The 17,736-nt window shown below is 67.3% G+C and carries 16 protein-coding genes; 13 read left to right on the top strand and 3 right to left on the bottom strand.

Translation table 11 applies throughout. From position 1 onward, the window contains the following. Positions 1-3 precede the first annotated feature (3 nt). The 11 genes from narH (at position 4) to A1D30_RS02600 (ending at position 12,791) form a co-directional block, all read left to right on the top strand. Entirely contained in the window at positions 4-1,527 is a 1,524-nt protein-coding gene (gene narH / locus A1D30_RS02550) for a nitrate reductase subunit beta (RefSeq protein ID WP_063459245.1), read from the top strand. A 20-nt stretch (positions 1,528-1,547) separates the two neighbouring features. After that, positions 1,548-2,249: a nitrate reductase molybdenum cofactor assembly chaperone gene (narJ, locus tag A1D30_RS02555; RefSeq protein ID WP_063459407.1), complete on the top strand. Its 702-nt coding sequence runs from the start codon at positions 1,548-1,550 to the stop codon at positions 2,247-2,249. After that, positions 2,246-2,977, top strand: coding sequence for a respiratory nitrate reductase subunit gamma (narI, locus tag A1D30_RS02560; RefSeq protein ID WP_063459246.1), 732 nt, complete (start codon positions 2,246-2,248; stop codon positions 2,975-2,977). Before narJ ends, narI begins: the two co-directional genes overlap by 4 nt. A gap of 210 nt (positions 2,978-3,187) precedes the next feature. Next, positions 3,188-3,964, top strand: a complete 777-nt coding sequence (locus A1D30_RS02565; protein WP_242421771.1) for a peptidylprolyl isomerase — start codon at positions 3,188-3,190, stop codon at positions 3,962-3,964. Between the two features lie 38 nt (positions 3,965-4,002). Beyond that, positions 4,003-4,680 (top strand): carbonic anhydrase, encoded by a 678-nt coding sequence (locus tag A1D30_RS02570; RefSeq protein ID WP_063459248.1) that lies wholly within the window; start codon positions 4,003-4,005, stop codon positions 4,678-4,680. A 99-nt stretch (positions 4,681-4,779) separates the two neighbouring features. Beyond that, a complete protein-coding gene (locus tag A1D30_RS02575; protein ID WP_063459249.1) occupies positions 4,780-8,367 on the top strand; it encodes an LAGLIDADG family homing endonuclease in 3,588 nt (1,195 codons plus the stop codon). Continuing rightward, positions 8,364-9,698: an NnrS family protein gene (locus tag A1D30_RS02580; protein ID WP_063459250.1), complete on the top strand. Its 1,335-nt coding sequence runs from the start codon at positions 8,364-8,366 to the stop codon at positions 9,696-9,698. The genes A1D30_RS02575 and A1D30_RS02580 overlap by 4 nt, the downstream gene beginning before the upstream one ends. A 21-nt stretch (positions 9,699-9,719) precedes the next feature. Continuing rightward, the gene (locus tag A1D30_RS02585) at positions 9,720-10,397 is read left to right on the top strand and encodes a nitroreductase (RefSeq protein WP_063459251.1); all 678 of its coding nucleotides are present in this window, start codon (positions 9,720-9,722) and stop codon (positions 10,395-10,397) included. 41 nt (positions 10,398-10,438) lie between these two features. Then, the gene (locus tag A1D30_RS02590; RefSeq protein WP_063459252.1) at positions 10,439-10,852 is read left to right on the top strand and encodes a hypothetical protein; all 414 of its coding nucleotides are present in this window, start codon (positions 10,439-10,441) and stop codon (positions 10,850-10,852) included. An 88-nt stretch (positions 10,853-10,940) separates the two neighbouring features. After that, the gene (locus tag A1D30_RS02595; RefSeq protein ID WP_242421772.1) at positions 10,941-11,417 is read left to right on the top strand and encodes a hemerythrin domain-containing protein; all 477 of its coding nucleotides are present in this window, start codon (positions 10,941-10,943) and stop codon (positions 11,415-11,417) included. A gap of 291 nt (positions 11,418-11,708) precedes the next feature. Further along, complete coding sequence (locus A1D30_RS02600) at positions 11,709-12,791, top strand: AbrB family transcriptional regulator (RefSeq protein ID WP_063459253.1); 1,083 nt, start codon at positions 11,709-11,711, stop codon at positions 12,789-12,791. 147 nt (positions 12,792-12,938) lie between these two features. Here A1D30_RS02600 and A1D30_RS02605 read toward each other — a convergent pair whose 3' ends face one another. From A1D30_RS02605 to A1D30_RS02615, 3 genes are all read right to left on the bottom strand, one after another. Beyond that, a complete protein-coding gene (locus tag A1D30_RS02605) occupies positions 12,939-13,238 on the bottom strand; it encodes a DUF3567 domain-containing protein (RefSeq protein WP_063459254.1) in 300 nt (99 codons plus the stop codon). A gap of 264 nt (positions 13,239-13,502) precedes the next feature. Beyond that, positions 13,503-14,669, bottom strand: a complete 1,167-nt coding sequence (locus tag A1D30_RS02610) for a DUF3108 domain-containing protein (RefSeq protein ID WP_063459255.1) — start codon at positions 14,667-14,669, stop codon at positions 13,503-13,505. A 21-nt stretch (positions 14,670-14,690) separates the two neighbouring features. Next, complete coding sequence (locus tag A1D30_RS02615; protein ID WP_063459256.1) at positions 14,691-15,473, bottom strand: IclR family transcriptional regulator; 783 nt, start codon at positions 15,471-15,473, stop codon at positions 14,691-14,693. A gap of 102 nt (positions 15,474-15,575) precedes the next feature. Between A1D30_RS02615 and A1D30_RS02620 the strand changes: the two genes are divergently transcribed. Both A1D30_RS02620 and A1D30_RS02625 read left to right on the top strand, forming a co-directional pair. After that, complete coding sequence (locus tag A1D30_RS02620) at positions 15,576-16,589, top strand: fumarylacetoacetate hydrolase family protein (protein ID WP_063459257.1); 1,014 nt, start codon at positions 15,576-15,578, stop codon at positions 16,587-16,589. Positions 16,590-16,686: 97 nt separating this feature from the next. Then, positions 16,687-17,664 (top strand): tripartite tricarboxylate transporter substrate binding protein, encoded by a 978-nt coding sequence (locus tag A1D30_RS02625; RefSeq protein ID WP_063459258.1) that lies wholly within the window; start codon positions 16,687-16,689, stop codon positions 17,662-17,664. Positions 17,665-17,736: the final 72 nt, after the last annotated feature.

Raw genomic sequence — 17,736 nt, forward strand, 5'->3', positions numbered from 1 at the left:
ACGATGAAAATTCGCGCACAAATCGGCATGGTGCTGAACCTGGACAAGTGCATTGGTTGCCACACCTGCTCGGTCACCTGCAAGAACGTCTGGACCAGCCGCCCCGGGGTGGAATATGCCTGGTTCAACAACGTCGAAACCAAGCCCGGCATTGGTTACCCCAAGGAATGGGAAAACCAGGACAAGTGGAACGGCGGCTGGGTACGAAGCCCCGACGGCTCCATCGCCCCCCGCCAGGGTGGCAAGTGGAAGCTGCTCATGCGCATCTTCGCCAACCCCAACCTGCCGCAGATCGACGACTACTACGAGCCCTTCACGTTCGACTACGACCACCTGCAGTCAGCGCCTGAAAGCAAGGCTGCACCCACGGCCCGCCCGCGCAGCCTGATCACCGGCAAGCGCATGGAGAAGATCGAGTGGGGCCCGAACTGGGAGGAAATCCTGGGCGGTGAATTCAGCCGCCGCAGCAAGGACAAGAACTTCGACGATGTGCAAAAGGACATCTACGGCCAGTTCGAAAACACCTTCATGATGTACCTGCCGCGCCTGTGCGAGCACTGCCTGAATCCGGCGTGCGTGGCATCGTGCCCTTCGGGCTCGATCTACAAGCGCGAGGAAGACGGCATCGTGCTGATCGACCAGGACAAGTGCCGCGGCTGGCGCATGTGTGTCAGCGGCTGCCCCTACAAGAAGATTTATTACAACTGGCAGTCGGGCAAGGCCGAGAAGTGCATCTTCTGCTACCCCCGCATCGAAGCAGGCCAGCCGACCGTGTGCTCGGAAACCTGCGTGGGCCGCATTCGTTACCTGGGCGTGCTGCTGTACGACGCAGACCGCATCCAGGAAGCTGCCAGCGTGGAGCGCGACCGCGACCTGTACCAGGCGCAGCTCGACATCTTCCTGGACCCGAACGACCCGGACGTGATCAAGCAAGCCCGCATCGACGGCATCCCGGACAGCTGGATGGACGCCGCGCGCAACAGCCCCGTCTACAAGATGGCCGTGCAGTGGAAGGTGGCCCTGCCACTGCACCCCGAGTACCGCACGCTGCCCATGGTCTGGTATGTGCCACCGCTCTCGCCCATCACGGCCGCTGCCAACGCGGGCCATGTGGGCGTGAATGGCGAGATCCCCGACGTGTCGCAACTGCGCATCCCCGTGCAGTACCTGGCCAACCTGCTCACCGCCGGCGACACCGGCCCTGTGGTGCGGGCGCTGGAGCGCATGCTGGCCATGCGCACCTACCAGCGCGACAAGCATGTGGAGCAGCGCCAGAACCTGACGGTGCTCAAGCAGGCGGGCCTGTCGATGGCCGAGGTCGAGGAGATGTACCACGTGATGGCGATTGCCAACTACGAGGACCGCTTCGTGATCCCGTCGGCCCACCGCGAATACGCCGAGAACGCTTTTGACATCCGGGGCGGCTGCGGCTTCTCGTTTGGCAACGGCTGCTCTGATGGCGCCACCGAGACAAGCATGTTCGGTGGCAAGAAGCCACGGACCATCCCCATTAAAGCGACTGTTTGAGCGACACGGAAGGAAACACCATGTTCAAAAAGAACCCGACCTCCGTGCGCCTGACCCTGCGCGCCCTGGGCTACCTGCTGAGCTACCCCGATGCGCAGCTGCGCAATGTGATGCCGCAGCTCATCGACGCACTGCAGGCCGAGCAGGCCCTCCCCGTAGAGCGCATGGAGGAGCTGAAGGCCGTGTGCCAGCACCTCGCGGCGCTGGACCCGCTGGAAGCCGAAGCCCGCTACGTGGACAACTTCGACCGGGGCCGCCAGACCTCGCTGCACCTGTTCGAGCATGTGCACGGCGACTCGCGCGACCGGGGCCCAGCGCTCATCGACCTGATGCAGACCTACGAAAAGGCCGGCCTGCAGTTCGAGGCCGACGAGCTGCCCGACCACCTGCCGGTGGTGCTGGAGTTCGCCTCCACCCAGCCACCCGAAGTGGCCAAGGACTTCCTGGGCGAAATGGCCCACATCCTCAACGCCTTGTTCAGCGCCTTGGTGGCACGCAACAGCCCTTACGCCAGCGTGATCGCTGCCGTGCTCGAAGTGTCGGGCCAGCGTGTGCAGTCGGTGGCACTCACCCCCGAGCCCGAGATGGACGAGGTGTGGGCCGAGCCCGAAGCGTTTGGGGGTTGCAGCACCCAGGGCCAGTCCAAGCCTGACCAGCCGCAACCCATGCATTTTGTTCGTACCCCCCGCGCCGAGCGGGCACCAGAAGGAGTCTCAGCATGACCACCTGGCTTGATACCCTGTTGTTTGGCATCTATCCCTATATTTGCCTCGCCGTTTTCTTCATTGGCAGCTGGGCCCGGTTTGACCGCGACCAGTACACCTGGAAGAGCGACTCGTCGCAGTTGCTGCGCACCGGCAGCCTGCGCTGGGGCAGCAACCTGTTCCACATCGGCGTGCTGTTCCTGTTCTTCGGCCACACCGTGGGCATGCTCACGCCGCACTTCTTGTATGAGCATTTCATGAGTGCGGGTGCCAAGCAGATCATGGCCATGGTGTCGGGTGGCATTGCAGGCACGCTGGCCTTCATTGGCCTGTCCATCCTGCTGCACCGCCGCCTGTCGGATGAGCGCATCCGCGCCACGTCCAAGACCAGCGACATCCTGATCCTGGTGCTGCTGTGGCTGCAACTGGCGTTGGGCTTGGCGACGATCCCGCTGTCGGCGCAACACCTGGATGGCTCCATGATGATGAAGCTGGCCGAGTGGGGGCAGCGTGTGGTGACCTTCCGCAGTGGTGGCGTGGAGCTGCTGGCCGAAGCCGGTTGGATCTTCAAGGCCCATATGTTCCTGGGCATGAGCATCTTCCTGGTCTTCCCGTTCACCCGCCTGGTGCACGTGTGGAGCGGCTTCGGCACGCTGGCCTATGTGCTGCGCCCCTACCAGGTGGTGCGTGCGCGCCGCCTGAACCTGCCCGCAGGCCACATGCAGTCTCAAGACCGCCGCGCCTGAAGCCCACTGTTTCCCCAGGATACCAAGGAGCACACCATGAGCGGATGTGGAACCGGGAGCTGCGGCTGCAGCTCCACTGACAAGAGCACTGCGGCCCCGGCCAGCACACTGACCCCTGCGCAGACAGCGGCCTACGAGGCCCTGGTTGCAACGATGGCCGATGCGCCCCAGCAGGCCACACCGGCGCCCCAAGCGGGTGCCCTGGGTGGGATGGGCGCGGCGGTGGCCGAGGTGGCGCGTGTCAATGGTGTGGCCCTCAACGCACCACACGAGCTGCTGGACGAAGAGACCCTGCGCCAGCGTGCGTGTACCGAGCTGCTGCGCCAGGCGGCGCAACAGGCCGGTCTGCTGCCCGCCAGCGATGTGCCGGGTGCCCTAGGCGCCATCAGCGTGGAGGCGTCCAACGCCATCGAGCAGCTGCTGGAGCGCGAGCTGGACCTCCCGGACCCTTCCGAAGAGGCCTGCCGCCGTTACCACGAGGCCCACCCTGCGGCCCACGCCCAGGGCGAGCGCGCACAGCTGCGCCACGTGTTGTTTGCGGTCACACCGGGTGTGGATGTCAAACAGCTGCGCCTGCGCGCCGAGGCCCTGTTGATCGAGTTGCGCTGTGCCGACGATGGCGGTGCCCAATTTTCCAAGGCCGCCGCACAGTGGTCCAACTGCCCCAGCGGCCAGCAGGGCGGCGACCTGGGCTGGCTCACCCGCGCCGATTGCGCCCCCGAGTTCGCTCGCGAGGTGTTTGGCGGCGCCGAGATCGGTGTGCTGGCACGCCTGGTGCACAGCCGCTTTGGCCTGCATGTGGTGGAGGTGGTGGCCCGCGACCCCGGGCAACAGCCCTCGTTCGAGGAGGTGCGCCAAGCCATCGCGCTCACCCTGCGCCAACAGGCCTGGGTGAACGCGCTGCGCCAATACCTGCAGGTGCTGGCAGGTGCCGCTGTGGTCGAAGGGGTGGCGCTCGACGCTGCCGAATCACCGCTGGTGCAATAGGCGCGAATAGCCGCGCAGCTTTTTCCGATTGCCACCTTATGCCTGACGAACTGCTGGACCGCCTGCGCCGTTTTCACAACGACGCGTTCCCCCAGTACCGCGAGAAGTTCCAGACGCTGGTGGACGAGGGGCAGCACCCCACCACCTTGTTCATCGGCTGTTCCGACTCGCGCCTGGTGCCTTACCTGCTGACGGGGGCGGGCCCGGGCGAGCTGTTTCTGGTGCGCAATGTGGGCGCCTTCATCCCGCCCTACGACGGATCGCACGGCCACCATGGCACCACGGCGGCCATCGAGTTTGCGGTGCTCAACCTGCAGGTGCACCGCATCGTGGTGTGCGGCCACAGCCACTGTGGGGCTATCAAGGCAATGTATGGTGAGGTCTCGCCCGAGGCCCCCAACCTCAACCACTGGCTGGACCTGGGGCGCGAGGCCTTGCTGCCCATGTCGCCGGGCCCCGAGGTGCTGCGCCGCACCGAGCAGCGCGCCGTGGTGCTGCAGCTGGAGCGCCTCATGGAGTACCCCATGGTGCGCAGCCGCGTGCAGTCGGGCCAGATCAGCCTGCATGGCTGGCATTACGTGATCGAGGAGGGCGAGGTCCATGTGTTCGATGTCAGCACCGGCGGTTTTGTGCCTGCCTCGCGCGCGGACAACAGCGGCACAGGCCCCTACCAGCCCTATGTGGAGCATGACGGGCAAGTGCTGGTGGACGAGTGATAAGTCCCTGCTTGCCAGGAGCCGGCATTCGGAGTGGAATGAGCGCTCCTTGACGGAACGCAACCCCGTTTCAGCCTGAAACCCAAATCATCGGCCCCCATGAAACGCGAACCTCAGCCCCCCCTCCGCACACCATCCGCCCTGCAGCCCATCAGCCTGGATGTGCTGCGCGAAAAATATCTGAAACCGGGCGAGACCACTGCCGACGAGCTGTACCAGCGCGTGGCGCGCGCCCTGGCCTCGGTCGAAAAGCCGGAGCTGCGCGAAAAATACGAAACCCTGTTTCTGGCCAACCTCCAGGCGGGTGCCATTGGCGCGGGCCGCATCATGAGCGCCGCAGGCACCGACATCCAGGCCACGCTGATCAACTGCTTCGTGCAGCCCGTGGGTGACTGCATCCAGGGCGTGGACGACGAGGGCTTCCCCGGCATCTACGAAGCGCTGCGCGAAGCGGCCGAGACCATGCGGCGCGGCGGCGGTGTGGGCTACGATTTCTCGCGCATCCGGCCCAAGGGCGCGCATGTGAAGGGCACGGCCTCCATGGCCTCGGGGCCGTGCAGCTACATGAACGTGTTCGACCAGTCCTGCTCCACCGTGGAGAGTGCGGGCGCACGCAGGGGCGCGCAGATGGGCGTGCTGCGCATCGACCACCCCGACGTGCAGGAATTCATCACCGCCAAGCGCACACCGGGGCGATGGAACAACTTCAACGTGTCGGTGGGCGTGTCGGATGCCTTCATTGAGGCCGTGCAGAACGATGCCCCGTGGGAGCTGGTGCACAAGGCGGCCCCGGGCGCCGCGCTGTTGGCACAGGGCGCCCACCAGCGCGCCGACGGCCAGTGGGTCTATGCCACCGTGCAGGCGCGGCAGCTGTGGGACACGATCATGAAGTCGGCCTACGACTTCGCCGAGCCCGGCATCCTGTTCCTGGGGCGCATCAACGAAGACAACAACCTGCACTACTGCGAGGACATCGCGGCGACGAACCCTTGCGTGACGGCAGACACCTGGGTGATGACCAGCGACGGCCCGCAGCAAGTGGCTGACCTTGTGGGCAAGCCGTTTGCAGCCGTGGTGGATGGGCGCGCCTACCGTGTGGAAAGCCAGGGTTTTTTCAAAACTGGCACCAAGCCCGTGCTGGAGCTACAAACCCGGGAGGGGCATGCCCTGCGCCTCACTGCGGACCACCGCGTGCGCCGCGTGGCGCGCAAGACCCGCTATTGCCTGGAGGTGGAATGGACGCCAGCCGCGCAGCTGCAGCCCGGCGATGAGGTGCTGCTGCACGACCACCGGGCTTTTGCGGGCTGGGGCGGTGCGGGTACGCAGGAGGAGGGCTATCTGCTCGGCCTGTTGATTGGCGACGGAACGCTGAAGGCTGACAAGGCCGTGATTTCGGTGTGGGCCCCTGAACTCAAAGCCGTGGGGCAGGGCACCGTGGCTTTTGCCGCCACCGGGGCGGACGGCATCATGCGGGCCGCCACATCGGCGGCGGCCACGTTGTCGCACCGTGCAGATTTCAAAGGCTTTCAGCGGCCTGTGGCGGGGCGGGGCGAGGCTCGCCTTGCCAGCGCAGCGATCTGGAAGCTTGCGCACGATATGGGCATGGCGCCAGGCCACAAGACCATCACGGCCACCATGGAGCAGCAGTCGTCAGCCTTTGTGCAGGGGCTGCTGTCTGGCCTGTTCGATGCTGATGGATCGGTGCAAGGTGCGCAGGACAAAGGTGTGAGCGTGCGTTTGTCACAGAGCGATGAGGCGCTCCTGCAAACCGTACAACGCATGCTGCTGCGCATGGGGATCGTGTCCACGCTGTACCGTAACCGCCGCCTTGCGGGAGCGCGTGACTTGCCCAACGGCAAAGGAAGCACGCAGCCCTACCTCACCCGGGCGCAGCACGAGCTGATCATCAGTGGTGACAACCTCGCGTGGTTTGCCGAGCGTGTGGGCTTTTGCGACACAGAAAAGTCAGCGCGCCTGCAGGAAGGGCTGGCGCAATACCAGCGCGCGCTCAACCGAGAACGTTTTACCGCCACCGTGCAGGCGCTGGTCGATGCGGGAACGGAGGATGTGTACGACGTCACCGTGGCCGATGTGCATGCCTTTGATGCCAATGGCCTCGTCGTACACAACTGCGGCGAGCAGCCACTTCCGTCCTACGGCTGCTGCGACCTCGGCCCCATCATCCTCACGCGCTTCGTTCGCCACGCCTTTGGCTTCGGCGGTGTGGCATCGTTTGATTTCGACGCCTTCACGCAGGCGGTGGCGCTGCAGGTGCGGGCGCTCGACAACGTGCTCGACGTGACCTTCTGGCCGCTTGCGCAGCAGCGAGACGAAGCCATGGCCAAGCGGCGCATTGGAGTGGGTTTCACGGGCATGGGCAACACGCTGGCCATGCTGTGCCTGCGCTATGACCTGCCCGAGGGGCGCACCATGGCCGCGCGCATTGCCGAGGGCATGCGCGATGCGGCCTATGCGGTGTCGGTGGAGCTGGCACGCGAGAAAGGCGCGTTTCCGAAGTTCGATGCCCGGGGCTATCTGGCGGAAGGCACCTTTGCCAGCCGTTTACCCGAGTCGCTCAAGGCGTCGATCCGTGAGCACGGCATCCGCAACAGCCACCTGCTGTCGATTGCCCCCACGGGCACGGTGAGCCTGGCATTTGCCGACAACGCCTCCAACGGCATAGAGCCGCCGTTTTCGTGGATGTACAAGCGCAAGAAGCGCGAGTCCGATGGCAGCACCACCGAGTACGCGGTGGAAGACCATGCCTGGCGCCTGTACCGCGAGCAGGGCGGTGATGTGAACGCGCTGCCGGACTACTTTGTGTCGGCGCTGGCCATGTCCGCGCAGGACCACATCGCGATGATGGAAGCGGTGCAGCCCTTTGTGGACACGGCCATCTCCAAGACCGTGAACATCCCGGCGGATTACCCCTACGAGGGCTTCAAGGACCTGTACCTGCAGGCCTGGCGCGCGCGGCTCAAGGGGCTGGCCACCTACAGGCCGAACAGCATCCTGGGCTCGGTGCTCGAAACCCATGCGGAGCCTGCGCCAGCGCCTGCTGCAGTGGCAGCGCCTGCGCCCGCCGCGCCGCCTGTGGACCCGATGCGCACCGTGATCGAAAGCCGCCCGCAGGGCGGCCTCTCGGCCGTGGCCGAAAAGCTTGAGTACTGGACGCAGGAAGGCCACAAGACCCTGTACCTCATCGTCTCCTTCCTGCCCGTTCCCACCGGTGTGAGCGGCCGCACCGTAGACCGCGCGATCGAGTTCTTCATGCCCGTGGGCCAGAGCGGCGAGTCGCAGCAGTGGATCACCTCCAGCATGCGCATGCTCTCGCTCGCAGCACGCGGCGGTTTCCTGGAGCGGGCCCTGAGCGACATGCGCAAGGTGGCCTGGGACCGGGGCCCCGTGCGCCTGGGCCAGCACCGCAAGGACGACGGCACGCTGGTGCCGATGTGGCACGACTCCGAAGTGGCGGCCATGGCCTATGCCATCCAGAACATCCTGTCGCGCCGTGTGGCCGACCCGGTGCAGCAGCTGCTGCCGCTGGACGAGCCCGCACCGCCGCCCGTGGCCGTGCCGCAGGCCATGGCGGGCAAGAAGTGCAGCGAATGTGGTGCCCATGCGGTGATCCGCAAGGACGGCTGCGACTACTGCACGCAGTGTGGTCACCTGGGGAGCTGTGGGTGACGCCCCCCCGCACCACCATTCCCCTGGGGGTCGTTGCGGGCAAGCCCTCGGCCGAGGCGCTGGCGCAGCTGGACCGGCATTGGCGCTGGCGCCATGTGATGCTGGCGCCCCACCGGCTGGGCTTTTTGCTGGCCATGGTGGTGCTGGTGGCCTCGGGGGTGTGGTGGGCGCTGGTGCAGCTGGACCGTTCCACCGGGTGGCTGGGCCTGGCCTGGGCGCTGCCGCCCCCGCTGGTGCACGCGGCGGTGATGGTGTTCGGTTTCATCCCGCTGTTTTTCTCGGGCTTTCTGTTCACGGCGGGCCCCAAGTGGCTCGGGGTGGATCCTTTGCCTCCGCAGGCGCTGCGCGGCCCCTTGCTGGCGCAGGCCGTGGGCTGGCTGCTGTGGCTGGCTGGGGCGCACCTGCATGCGGTGGTCGCGCTGGCTGGGCTGGCGCTGGCCTGGGGCGGGCTGGTGGCGATGACGCTGCAGTTCTGGGGGCGTGTGCGATTGAGCGAGGCGCAGGATCAGCTTCACGCCCGGGTGATCGCGGGGGCTTGCACGCTCGGTGCCATCAGCGTAGGGGGGCTCTGGCTCAGCCTGGCATGGGGAGCACCGGCCCTGGCGCGGGTCTGGGTGTTCTCCGGGCTGTGGGGGTTTGTGGTGGTGGTCTATGTCACGGTGGCGCACCGCATGATTCCGTTTTTCACCTCCAGCGCCATGCCCATGGTGCAGGCCTGGCGGCCGTTTTGGGTGCTGTGGCTCATGCTGGGCGCGGCGCTGCTGCAGGTGCTGGCGGCGTGGCTCGACTGGGCGGGCGTGCCCGCCAGCGCTGCAGGCCCGGCCTGGGGGTTCGCGCACGGCGCGCTGCAGCTGGTGGTGGGCGGTGTGCTGGTCTGGCTGGCCTGGGTGTGGGGGCTGGTGCAAAGCCTCAAGAACCGGCTGCTGGCCATGCTGCACATTGGCTTTCTGTGGCTGGGCGTGGCCTTCCTGATCGGTGGTATGTCGCAATGGCTGGCCTGGGGGCTGGGCATGGGGGCGCTGGGGCTCGGGGCCTTGCATGCGCTCACCATGGGCTGCCTGGCTTCGCTGATGCTGGCCATGGTCACGCGCGTGTCGTGCGGCCACAGTGGCCGCGCGCTGGTGGCCGACCGCATCGCCTGGACGCTGTTCTGGCTGCTTCAGGCGGCCACGCTGCTGCGCATCGCTGCGGCGGTGCCGGGCGTGCCCGGGGTGGCGTTGCCCTGGCTGCTGTTGCTGGCTGCAGGCCTGTGGGCTGGCACCATGGGGGCCTGGGGCGTGCGCCTGGGCCGCTGGTATGGCTGCCTGCGGGCCGATGGGCGCCCTGGTTGAGCCCTTTGAAGGATTGTTGTCATGGCTGTCATCCCCTGGCCTCTGAGCCCTGCTTCCAAACCTGCATCCGCCGCGGCGCGTGCACCGGTGTCCGACGATGTGGCAGGCATGGCGGCGGCGCTGATCCAGTCGCGCCAGACCATCCTGCCCAAGCGCCTGGGCGCGCCGGGCCCCAGTGTGGCCGAGCTGGCGCAGATCCTGAGCGCTGCCGCGCACGCCCCCGACCACGGCCAGCTGGTGCCCTGGCGCTTTGTGTTGGTGCCTGAGGCATCGCGCACGCCGCTGGCCGATGTGTTTGTCCAGGCCCTGCTGGAGCGCGACCCCGCCGCCACGCCCGAACAGGCCGAGCAGGCGCGCGAGAAGGCCTACCGCTCGCCCGTGCTGCTGCTGGCCGTGGTGGATGCCGAACGTGGCGACGCCGACATCGACCTGGCCGAGCGCACCGTGTCGGCCGGTTGTGCGGTGCAAAACATGCTGCTCATGGCCACGGCGCAGGGCTACGGCTCGGCGCTCACCAGCGGCAAGGCGCTCAAGGCCGACAGCCTGCGGGCGTTGTTCCAGCTGGCGCCGTCCGAGTTGGCCCTGTGTTTCGTCAGCATTGGCACCGTGTTGTCGCGCAAGGCCGTGCGCGCGCGGCCCGTGGCCAGTGCCTATGTGAGCACGCTGGACGCCAGCCGGGGCGTGGTGCCCGGCTTTTGACTTGATTGCTTTGATCTGTTTTTTGACTGCGAGACTTTGTGATGGAAATTGCCAGCTTTGACGATCTGCTGCATGCCGCCCGCATGCAACCCGAGCCCCAGCGCCTGTTGTTTGTGTTTGCCGCCGCCGAGCTGCCCGACGACGCCACCCCCGCGCAGCGCACGCGTTTTGAAGCCGGGCAGGGCGGTGCGCTGGTGCCGCTGATGTGCGTGGACAAAACACCGCAGGAGCTGGCCTCGTTCAGCGCGCTGGTGGAAGAGGCACAGCAGTTCACCGCCCCGGGCCACGACTGGGCCATGGTGTTTGCGGCGGCGCTGCCCGGCACCTTGAACCAGGCGCCCACCAGCGCCGATGCCGAGGCGCCCCTGCAGCGCATGGTGGACGCCATCAAGGGCGGCGCACATGGCGCCTACATCCCCTTCAACCGCCAGGGCCAGCCTGTGCGCCTGGGCTGAGGCCGTGTCCGCCACCCCTTCGGGCCCCACCGCCCGCCACCTGCCGGGCTTCAGCGCCCCGGCCGTGGGTTTCGAGCAGCCCTTTGCCATGCTGGAGGCCTGCCACGAACGCGTTCAGCGCACCCTGGCCCTGCTCGCACGGCTGCGCGCCCATGTGCGCCAGCACGAGGCCGACACCGATGCCCGCCAGGCCGCGCGCGATGTGCTGCGCTACTTCGACATGGCCGCACCGCTGCACCACCAAGACGAAGAACTGCATGTGTTCCCGCTGCTGCGGGCCCAGGCCAGCCCCGAGGTGCAGGCGCTGGTGCAGCGGCTGCAGCAGGACCATCTGGCGATGACGGCCGACTGGGCGGCGGCGCGTGTGCCCTTGTTGGCGCTGGCCGAGTCTGCTGTGGCCCCGTTCACGCCCGGGGACGAGGCTGCACTCGACCGGTTTGCCCAGCGCTACGCAGACCACATCGCGGCGGAAGAGGGCACGGCCTACCCCGCCGCGCAGGCGCTGCTGGCCCCCGCTACGCTGGGGGCCATGGGGCAGGAGATGGCTGCGCGGCGCGGTGCCTGATGTTTGCTATAAAAAATATAGCTATAAGGGTATGTTGGTCGCGCGCAGAGGCCTGTTTTTGCTTGAAGTAGCCGCCTGAAAAGCAGGCGCCGCAACGGTTTCTTTCTGGCGATGCCTGCCATGCTGCCTGGGCAGGGCCCGGCAGCGGTGGTGCCAAGGCGGTGGCGCGATACTTGGGAGCATCGGTTGCCGCGCGCGAAGACACCGGCCCCGGCAGGGGGGCTGCTGGATCACGGCGCGGCTTCGCTGCTCACCGTCCGCTTTCCACCCCCAGCCCACCGCCCTGTCCGTATGCGTTTCCCTTTTGTTGCCCGTGTCCTTGCCACGCTGGCCCTGGCCTGGGCGGCAGCCGCCGCCTGTGTCGCGCTTCACACCCCGCTGCCCTGGATGATCGGCCCTCTGCTGGCCACCTCGCTGGTGTCGATCGCTGGCGGGCCCACCGAAAGCTGGGGCCCGCTGCGCAATGCCGGTCAGTGGACCATTGGCGCGGCCCTGGGCCTGTACTTCACGCCCGAGGTGGTGGCGCTGATTGGGGGCCTGTGGTGGGCCATCGTGCTGGGCATTGTGTGGGCGCTGCTCCTGGGCTGGCTGTTTGGCGCGTGGCTTTACCGCGTGCACGCACCGCGCATGCATGGTGTGCCCGCGCCCATGCTGCGCGCCACCAGCTACTTTGCGGGCGCGATTGGGGCAGCGTCCGAGATGACCTTGCTGTCCGAACGTGAAAACGCGCGCACCGACCTGGTGGCGGCGAGCCACAGCCTGCGCCTGCTCATCGTCACGGTGACGATTCCGTTTGCATTGCAGTGGAGCGGCTTACACGGCCTCGATATCCTGCCGCCCACGCTGCGGGTGGTGAGCTGGCCTGGGCTGGCGTTGCTGGCGCTGATGACCGGCGTGGGGGCGGTGGTGATGGACCGGCTGGGCCGCGCCAACCCCTGGTTCATGGGCGCGATGCTGGTGTCCATGGGGCTCACCATGGCGGGCCTGGGTCTGTCGGCGGTGCCACAGGGGCTGGTGAATGCGGCGCAGCTGGTGATTGGTGTGAGCCTGGGCGTGCGTTTTCGCCGGGAGTTCTTGCACACCGCGCCGCGCTGGCTGGCCTCGGTGGCCGTGGGCACGCTGGGGCTGATGGGGGTGTGTGCGTTGTTCGCCGGGGCGCTGGCCTGGGCCACGGGCCTGCCCTGGGTCACCTTGCTGCTGGGGACTTCACCGGGTGGCATCACCGAAATGGCCATCACGGCCAAGGTGCTGCAGCTGGGCGTGCCGGTGGTCACGGCGTTTCAGGTGTGCCGGTTGATTGCGGTGCTGATGCTGGTGGATCCGTTGTACCGGCGGATCTATCCCAGGGGCGAACACCAGGCACTCAAGGTTTGAAAAGAAGAACTGCACGACAAAACCGGCGCGCCCAGGGCCAGGGATGTCAAGCAAGGGCCGCCCCGCAGCGAGGGCATCGTCCCCCTGCCCGCGAAGCGCAGCGTAGCGAGAGCGGGGGGAAGCCGCGCAGCGGCTCAGGGGGGTGTCTTAGTGCACCACCACCGGGTTCTGCGCCAGCCCCGCATAGCGGTCCAGCGCGTCTTCCACTTCTTCCTGTGTGGGGGTGTCGCGTTGCCAGGCCAGGATCTGCTCCTGGAACATCTCGGCCCAGGAGCCGTCCAGATACACCTCTTTGCCCGAACGCTTGTCCACAATTTCGAAGCCGTGGCGGGCGAGCTGGGGAATGGCGGGGGCGGTGTCGTTGAGTGCCTGGGCGCTCTTTTTCTCCACGGCGTCGGGCAGCATGTGGACCACCACGAAGGATTCTGAGTCGTAGAGCATGTGCATCGTGTTCCCCTGGTTGATTTGAAATTCAGATGACACCAGTCACGCAGAGTTCAAGCCCCGGGGGCGGCTTGCGGGGTATCCCGGCGGTGGGGTGGTGTCTTGCCAGACCCTGAGAAGGCCTGCCGACCAGAACACCTGCCGCACCGCATCAACCCTGTTGCAACCAGTATTTCACGAAAACCGCAGTGCGCCGGGCTCGCGGGGCTTTTTTGCCCCGGTGGTGTGCGGCCGCAACACTTGGCGCGGGATCCGGTCTGGCGCCGTTCAGGGCGCGCCGCTCTCGCGCAGCAGCAGGTCGGCAAAGTCGCCATTGGCCTGGGTGAGCTTGATGCGCACCGGCAGGTAGCCCAGCGCCGGGGCCACCCACAGCTCGGCCTTCTGGTCGTAGTCCTTGCGGGGCAGGCGCTGCAGCTTGAGGGCCGGGGTGGCGCCCGAGGGCAGGTCCAGCGTTTCGGGGCCTTCGATGGTGAAGGTCCAGCGGTCGGCGCTGCGGGCGCTCACGGTGGTGAGGGTGATCTGGGTGCCGGGCACAAACCGCCCCGGGTCGGCCGCCAGCAGCGCGCCGAGCTGGATGAACACGCTCAGGCGGTCCTGCACGCCGGGGCTGGCCGGGGCCTGCGGGGTGTTGGCGCTGAAGGTGACGCGGCCCTGGGCGTAGTCGAAATGCGCGGCCTGTTCGCTGCGGGATTTGTCGGAGAACTTCTCGGGCAACAGCCCCTGGGCCGTGATGGCGCCCACGCTGCGCTGCGTGCGGGTGCCCACCAGGAAGGCGCTGATCTCCTGCCGCGCCTCGTAGCGGTTGCCGTCGTGTTGCCACAGCAGCTCGGCACGGGCGTTGTAGGCAAACTTTTTGGCCTGCCCGCTCACGTCAAACGCGAGCCGCGTGGGCGGCGGCAGGCGGGCGGGGGGCGGTGGCTGCGGGGGCGTCTGGCCGGTGCCTGCGCCCGGCGGGGTGATGTCCACCCCGGTGGTGGCTTCGGCCGGGGAGGCGGGGGGCGCGGCGGCAGATGCGGGGGCATCGGGGGCGGCCGCCGCTACTTCGGCGGGGGGCGCTGGTGAATCGGTGGCAGTGTTTGGCGCTGTGTCAGTGCCCACTTCGGTGCCGGTGCCGGTGCCGGTGCCTGTGGCCATGGCTTCGGCGGGCAGTGGCGGCGCAGCGGGTGTTGCGGCGGGGGAGGGGGCAGGCGTGGTGCGGGCCGGTGTTTTTTTGCGGGCGGCGGGTTGCGGCGCCGCGGCTGGGGCGGCCTTGGCTGCTGGTGCTGTGGCCACCGTGGGCACGGCAGCGGGCGGCGGGGCGGCAACGCTGCGGGTGCTGAACACCTGGCCCGTGGGCTGCGCCGGGCTGTCCCAGGCCAGCGGCACGCCACTCAGCACCAGCCAGTGCAGGGCAAGCACCAGGGCGGTGATGGCAACCAGCGTGCGGCGGGGCATGCGGTGCGGTGGCGGCGCAGGTCAGGCGCTGCCCGCGCCCAGATCGCGCGAGAGCTGGCCAGCGGCCGCACGCAGCGGCGCGTCAATGGCGCCGCCCCATTCGGGGTCGAAGGTGGCAATCGAGCCCAGCGTGGTGATGCCCAGCTCCAGGTGGCCGTCCGAGTCGAACACCGGTGCGCAAAAAGCCACGATGCCGGGCAACAGCGTATCGACCACGCGCGCGGCGCCGCGTTCGCGCACCTCGGCCAGCAGGGTTTTCACCTCGGCCATGGTGGCGGGCAGGTCGGTGCGGCGCATCTTCACGGCGCGCGCCAGTTCTTCCTTGATCAGCGGCGCCACCACCTCGGGCGACATGAAGGCCGCAAAACACCGCCCCGTGGCCGACGACAGCAGTGGCATCACGTCGCCCAGGCGCAGGTTGGCGGTCACGGCCTGGGGCGATTCCTCCCAGTGCACGATGGTCGGGCCATGGTTGCCCCACACCGCCAGCGCCAGCGTGTGGCCAATGGTTTCCATCAGCGCGGGCATGCGCTCGCGGGCCAGGCGCACGGCGTCCAGCCGGGCCAGCGATGCCAGCCCCAGCTTGAGGGCCGCCGGGCCCAGGTCGTAGCGCGCGGTGCGCGGGTCTTGTGTGACCAGGCCCAGGCGCTGGAAGCTCACCAGATACCGGTGCGCCTTGGCCGCGCTCATGCCGGCCGAGGCCGCCACATCCTTGAGCATCAGCGGTCCGCGCGAGCGTGTCAGCCCCTCCAGCAGGGCAAAACCCACCTCGACCGATTGAATTCCTGCACGTTCTTTGTCCATGTGCACTAAAATTTGCGAGTTTTGTTTAGTTAAATCAATTTACCCAAGCGTAATTCGTGTTGGGTGAAGCCTTCAACCTCTTGAGACAAAGGTCCTGCCACCATGAAACTCGCTACCTACAAAGACGGCTCGCGCGACGGCCAACTGGTTGTCGTCTCCCGCGACCTGGGCACAGCCCATTATGCGACCGGCATTGCCAGCAAGCTGCAGCAGGTGCTGGACGACTGGGGCTTCCTCTCGCCCCAGCTGCAGGACCTGTACGACCAGCTCAACAGCGGCCGCGCGCGCCACGCCTTCCCGTTCGACCCCGCCCAGTGCATGGCCCCGCTGCCCCGCGCCTACCAGTGGGCCGACGGCTCGGCCTACATCAACCACGTGGAGCTGGTGCGCAAGGCGCGCAACTCCGAAGTGCCCGAGAGCTTCTACACCGACCCCCTGATGTACCAGGGCGGCAGTGACGACTTCATCGGCCCCTGCGACGACGTGGTGGTGCCCAGCGAAGCCATGGGCATCGACTTCGAGGCCGAGATCGCCGTGGTCACGGGCGACGTGAAGATGGGCACCAACGCCGACCAGGCGCTGGACGGCATTCGCCTGGTGATGATTGCCAACGACGTGAGCCTGCGCAACCTGATCCCGGCCGAGCTGGCCAAGGGCTTTGGCTTCTTCCAGAGCAAACCCGCCACCGCTTTCGGCCCCGTGGCCGTCACGCTGGACGAGCTGGGCGACGCCTGGGACCATGGCCGCGTCAACCTCACCGTGCAATCGACCTGGAACGGCCGCAAGGTCGGCATGTGCGATGCGGGCCCCGAGATGACCTTCCACTTCGGCCAGCTCATCGCCCACGTGGCCAAGACGCGCAACCTGCGCGCGGGCTCCATCATCGGCAGTGGCACCGTGAGCAACAAGGGCATCACTGACGCCAACGGCCGCACCGAATGGCCCAAGGGCTACAGCTGCATCGCCGAAAAGCGCTGCATCGAAACCATCCAGGACGGCAAGCCCAGCACCGACTTCATGAAGTTCGGCGACACCATCCGCATCGAGGTCAAAGGCAAGGACGGCGCCAGCATCTTCGGCGCCATTGACCAAGCGATTGCAGCCCCGGCTGCCTGAGCACTCGATCGGCAAAAAATTGAATAAAAAAGGCTGCTTGCGCGCGATGGATAAGCGCAAGCAGCTATCAAATCAATAGTATCAAGGAGACAGCCTCATGCAACGCAGAACCCTCTTGTCCGCCCTGGCCGCCGCAGGCGCCACCACCGCCGCGCCCTGGGCCGCTGCCCAATCTGGCTGGCCCGACCAGCCCCTGCGCTGGGTCGTGCCCTACCCGGCAGGCGGCGGCACCGACGTGCTGGCCCGCACCGTGGCCGAAGCCATGCGCCAGACGCTGGGCCAGCAGATCATTGTGGACAACCGCCCCGGCGCCTCCACCAACATCGGCGGCCAGGCCGTGGCCACCGCCAAGCCCGACGGCAACACCTTCATGTCGGCCGACAACGCCATCCTGGCCTACAACGAACACCTGTTCACCAAGCTGCCGTTCAACCCCGAAAAGGACTTCAGCTACGTGGGCGGCATCAGCCGCTTCCCGCTGGCGCTGGTGGTGCACCCGTCGTTCGAAGCCAAGACGGTGAAGGAATTTCTGGACTACGTGCGCGCCAACCCCGGCAAGCTCAACTACGCATCGCCCGGCAACGGCTCGCCGCACCACCTGGCGATGGAGATGTTCAAGCACCGCACCAAGAGCTTCATCACCCACATCCCCTACCGCGGCGCCGCGCCCGCGCTGCAGGACGTGATGGGCGGCCAGGTGCCCTGCATGTTCCTGGACCTGGCCGCCGGCCTGCCCGTGATCACCTCGGGCAAGGTGCGCGCCCTGGCCATCGGCTCGGCCAAGCGCGTGGCCGCGTTGCCGGACGTACCCACCCTGGCCGAAGCCGGTGTGCCCAACACCGAGGTGTTCGCGTTCCAGGGCATCCTGGCGCCCGCAGGTCTGCCCGCCGCGATCACCACGCGTTTGAATGCCGAGCTGAACAAGGCCCTGCTGAACCCTGCCGTGGTCAAGCGCATGACCGACTTCGGCATGGAAGCATTGCCCGGCACGCCCGAGCAGTTCCGCGCCATGGCGCGGGCGGAGTCCAAGCGCTGGGGCGAGATCATCAAGGCGGCAGGCGTGAAGCTGGACTGATCCAGGTTGATGGCGCAGGCCTGGCTCGCTGCCGGGCCTTGCAATGTCAACGACGGCAGTTGGTGGGGCCAG

This window comes from Acidovorax sp. GW101-3H11 (assembly GCF_001633105.1).
In the GTDB taxonomy this organism is placed as follows: domain Bacteria; phylum Pseudomonadota; class Gammaproteobacteria; order Burkholderiales; family Burkholderiaceae_C; genus Acidovorax.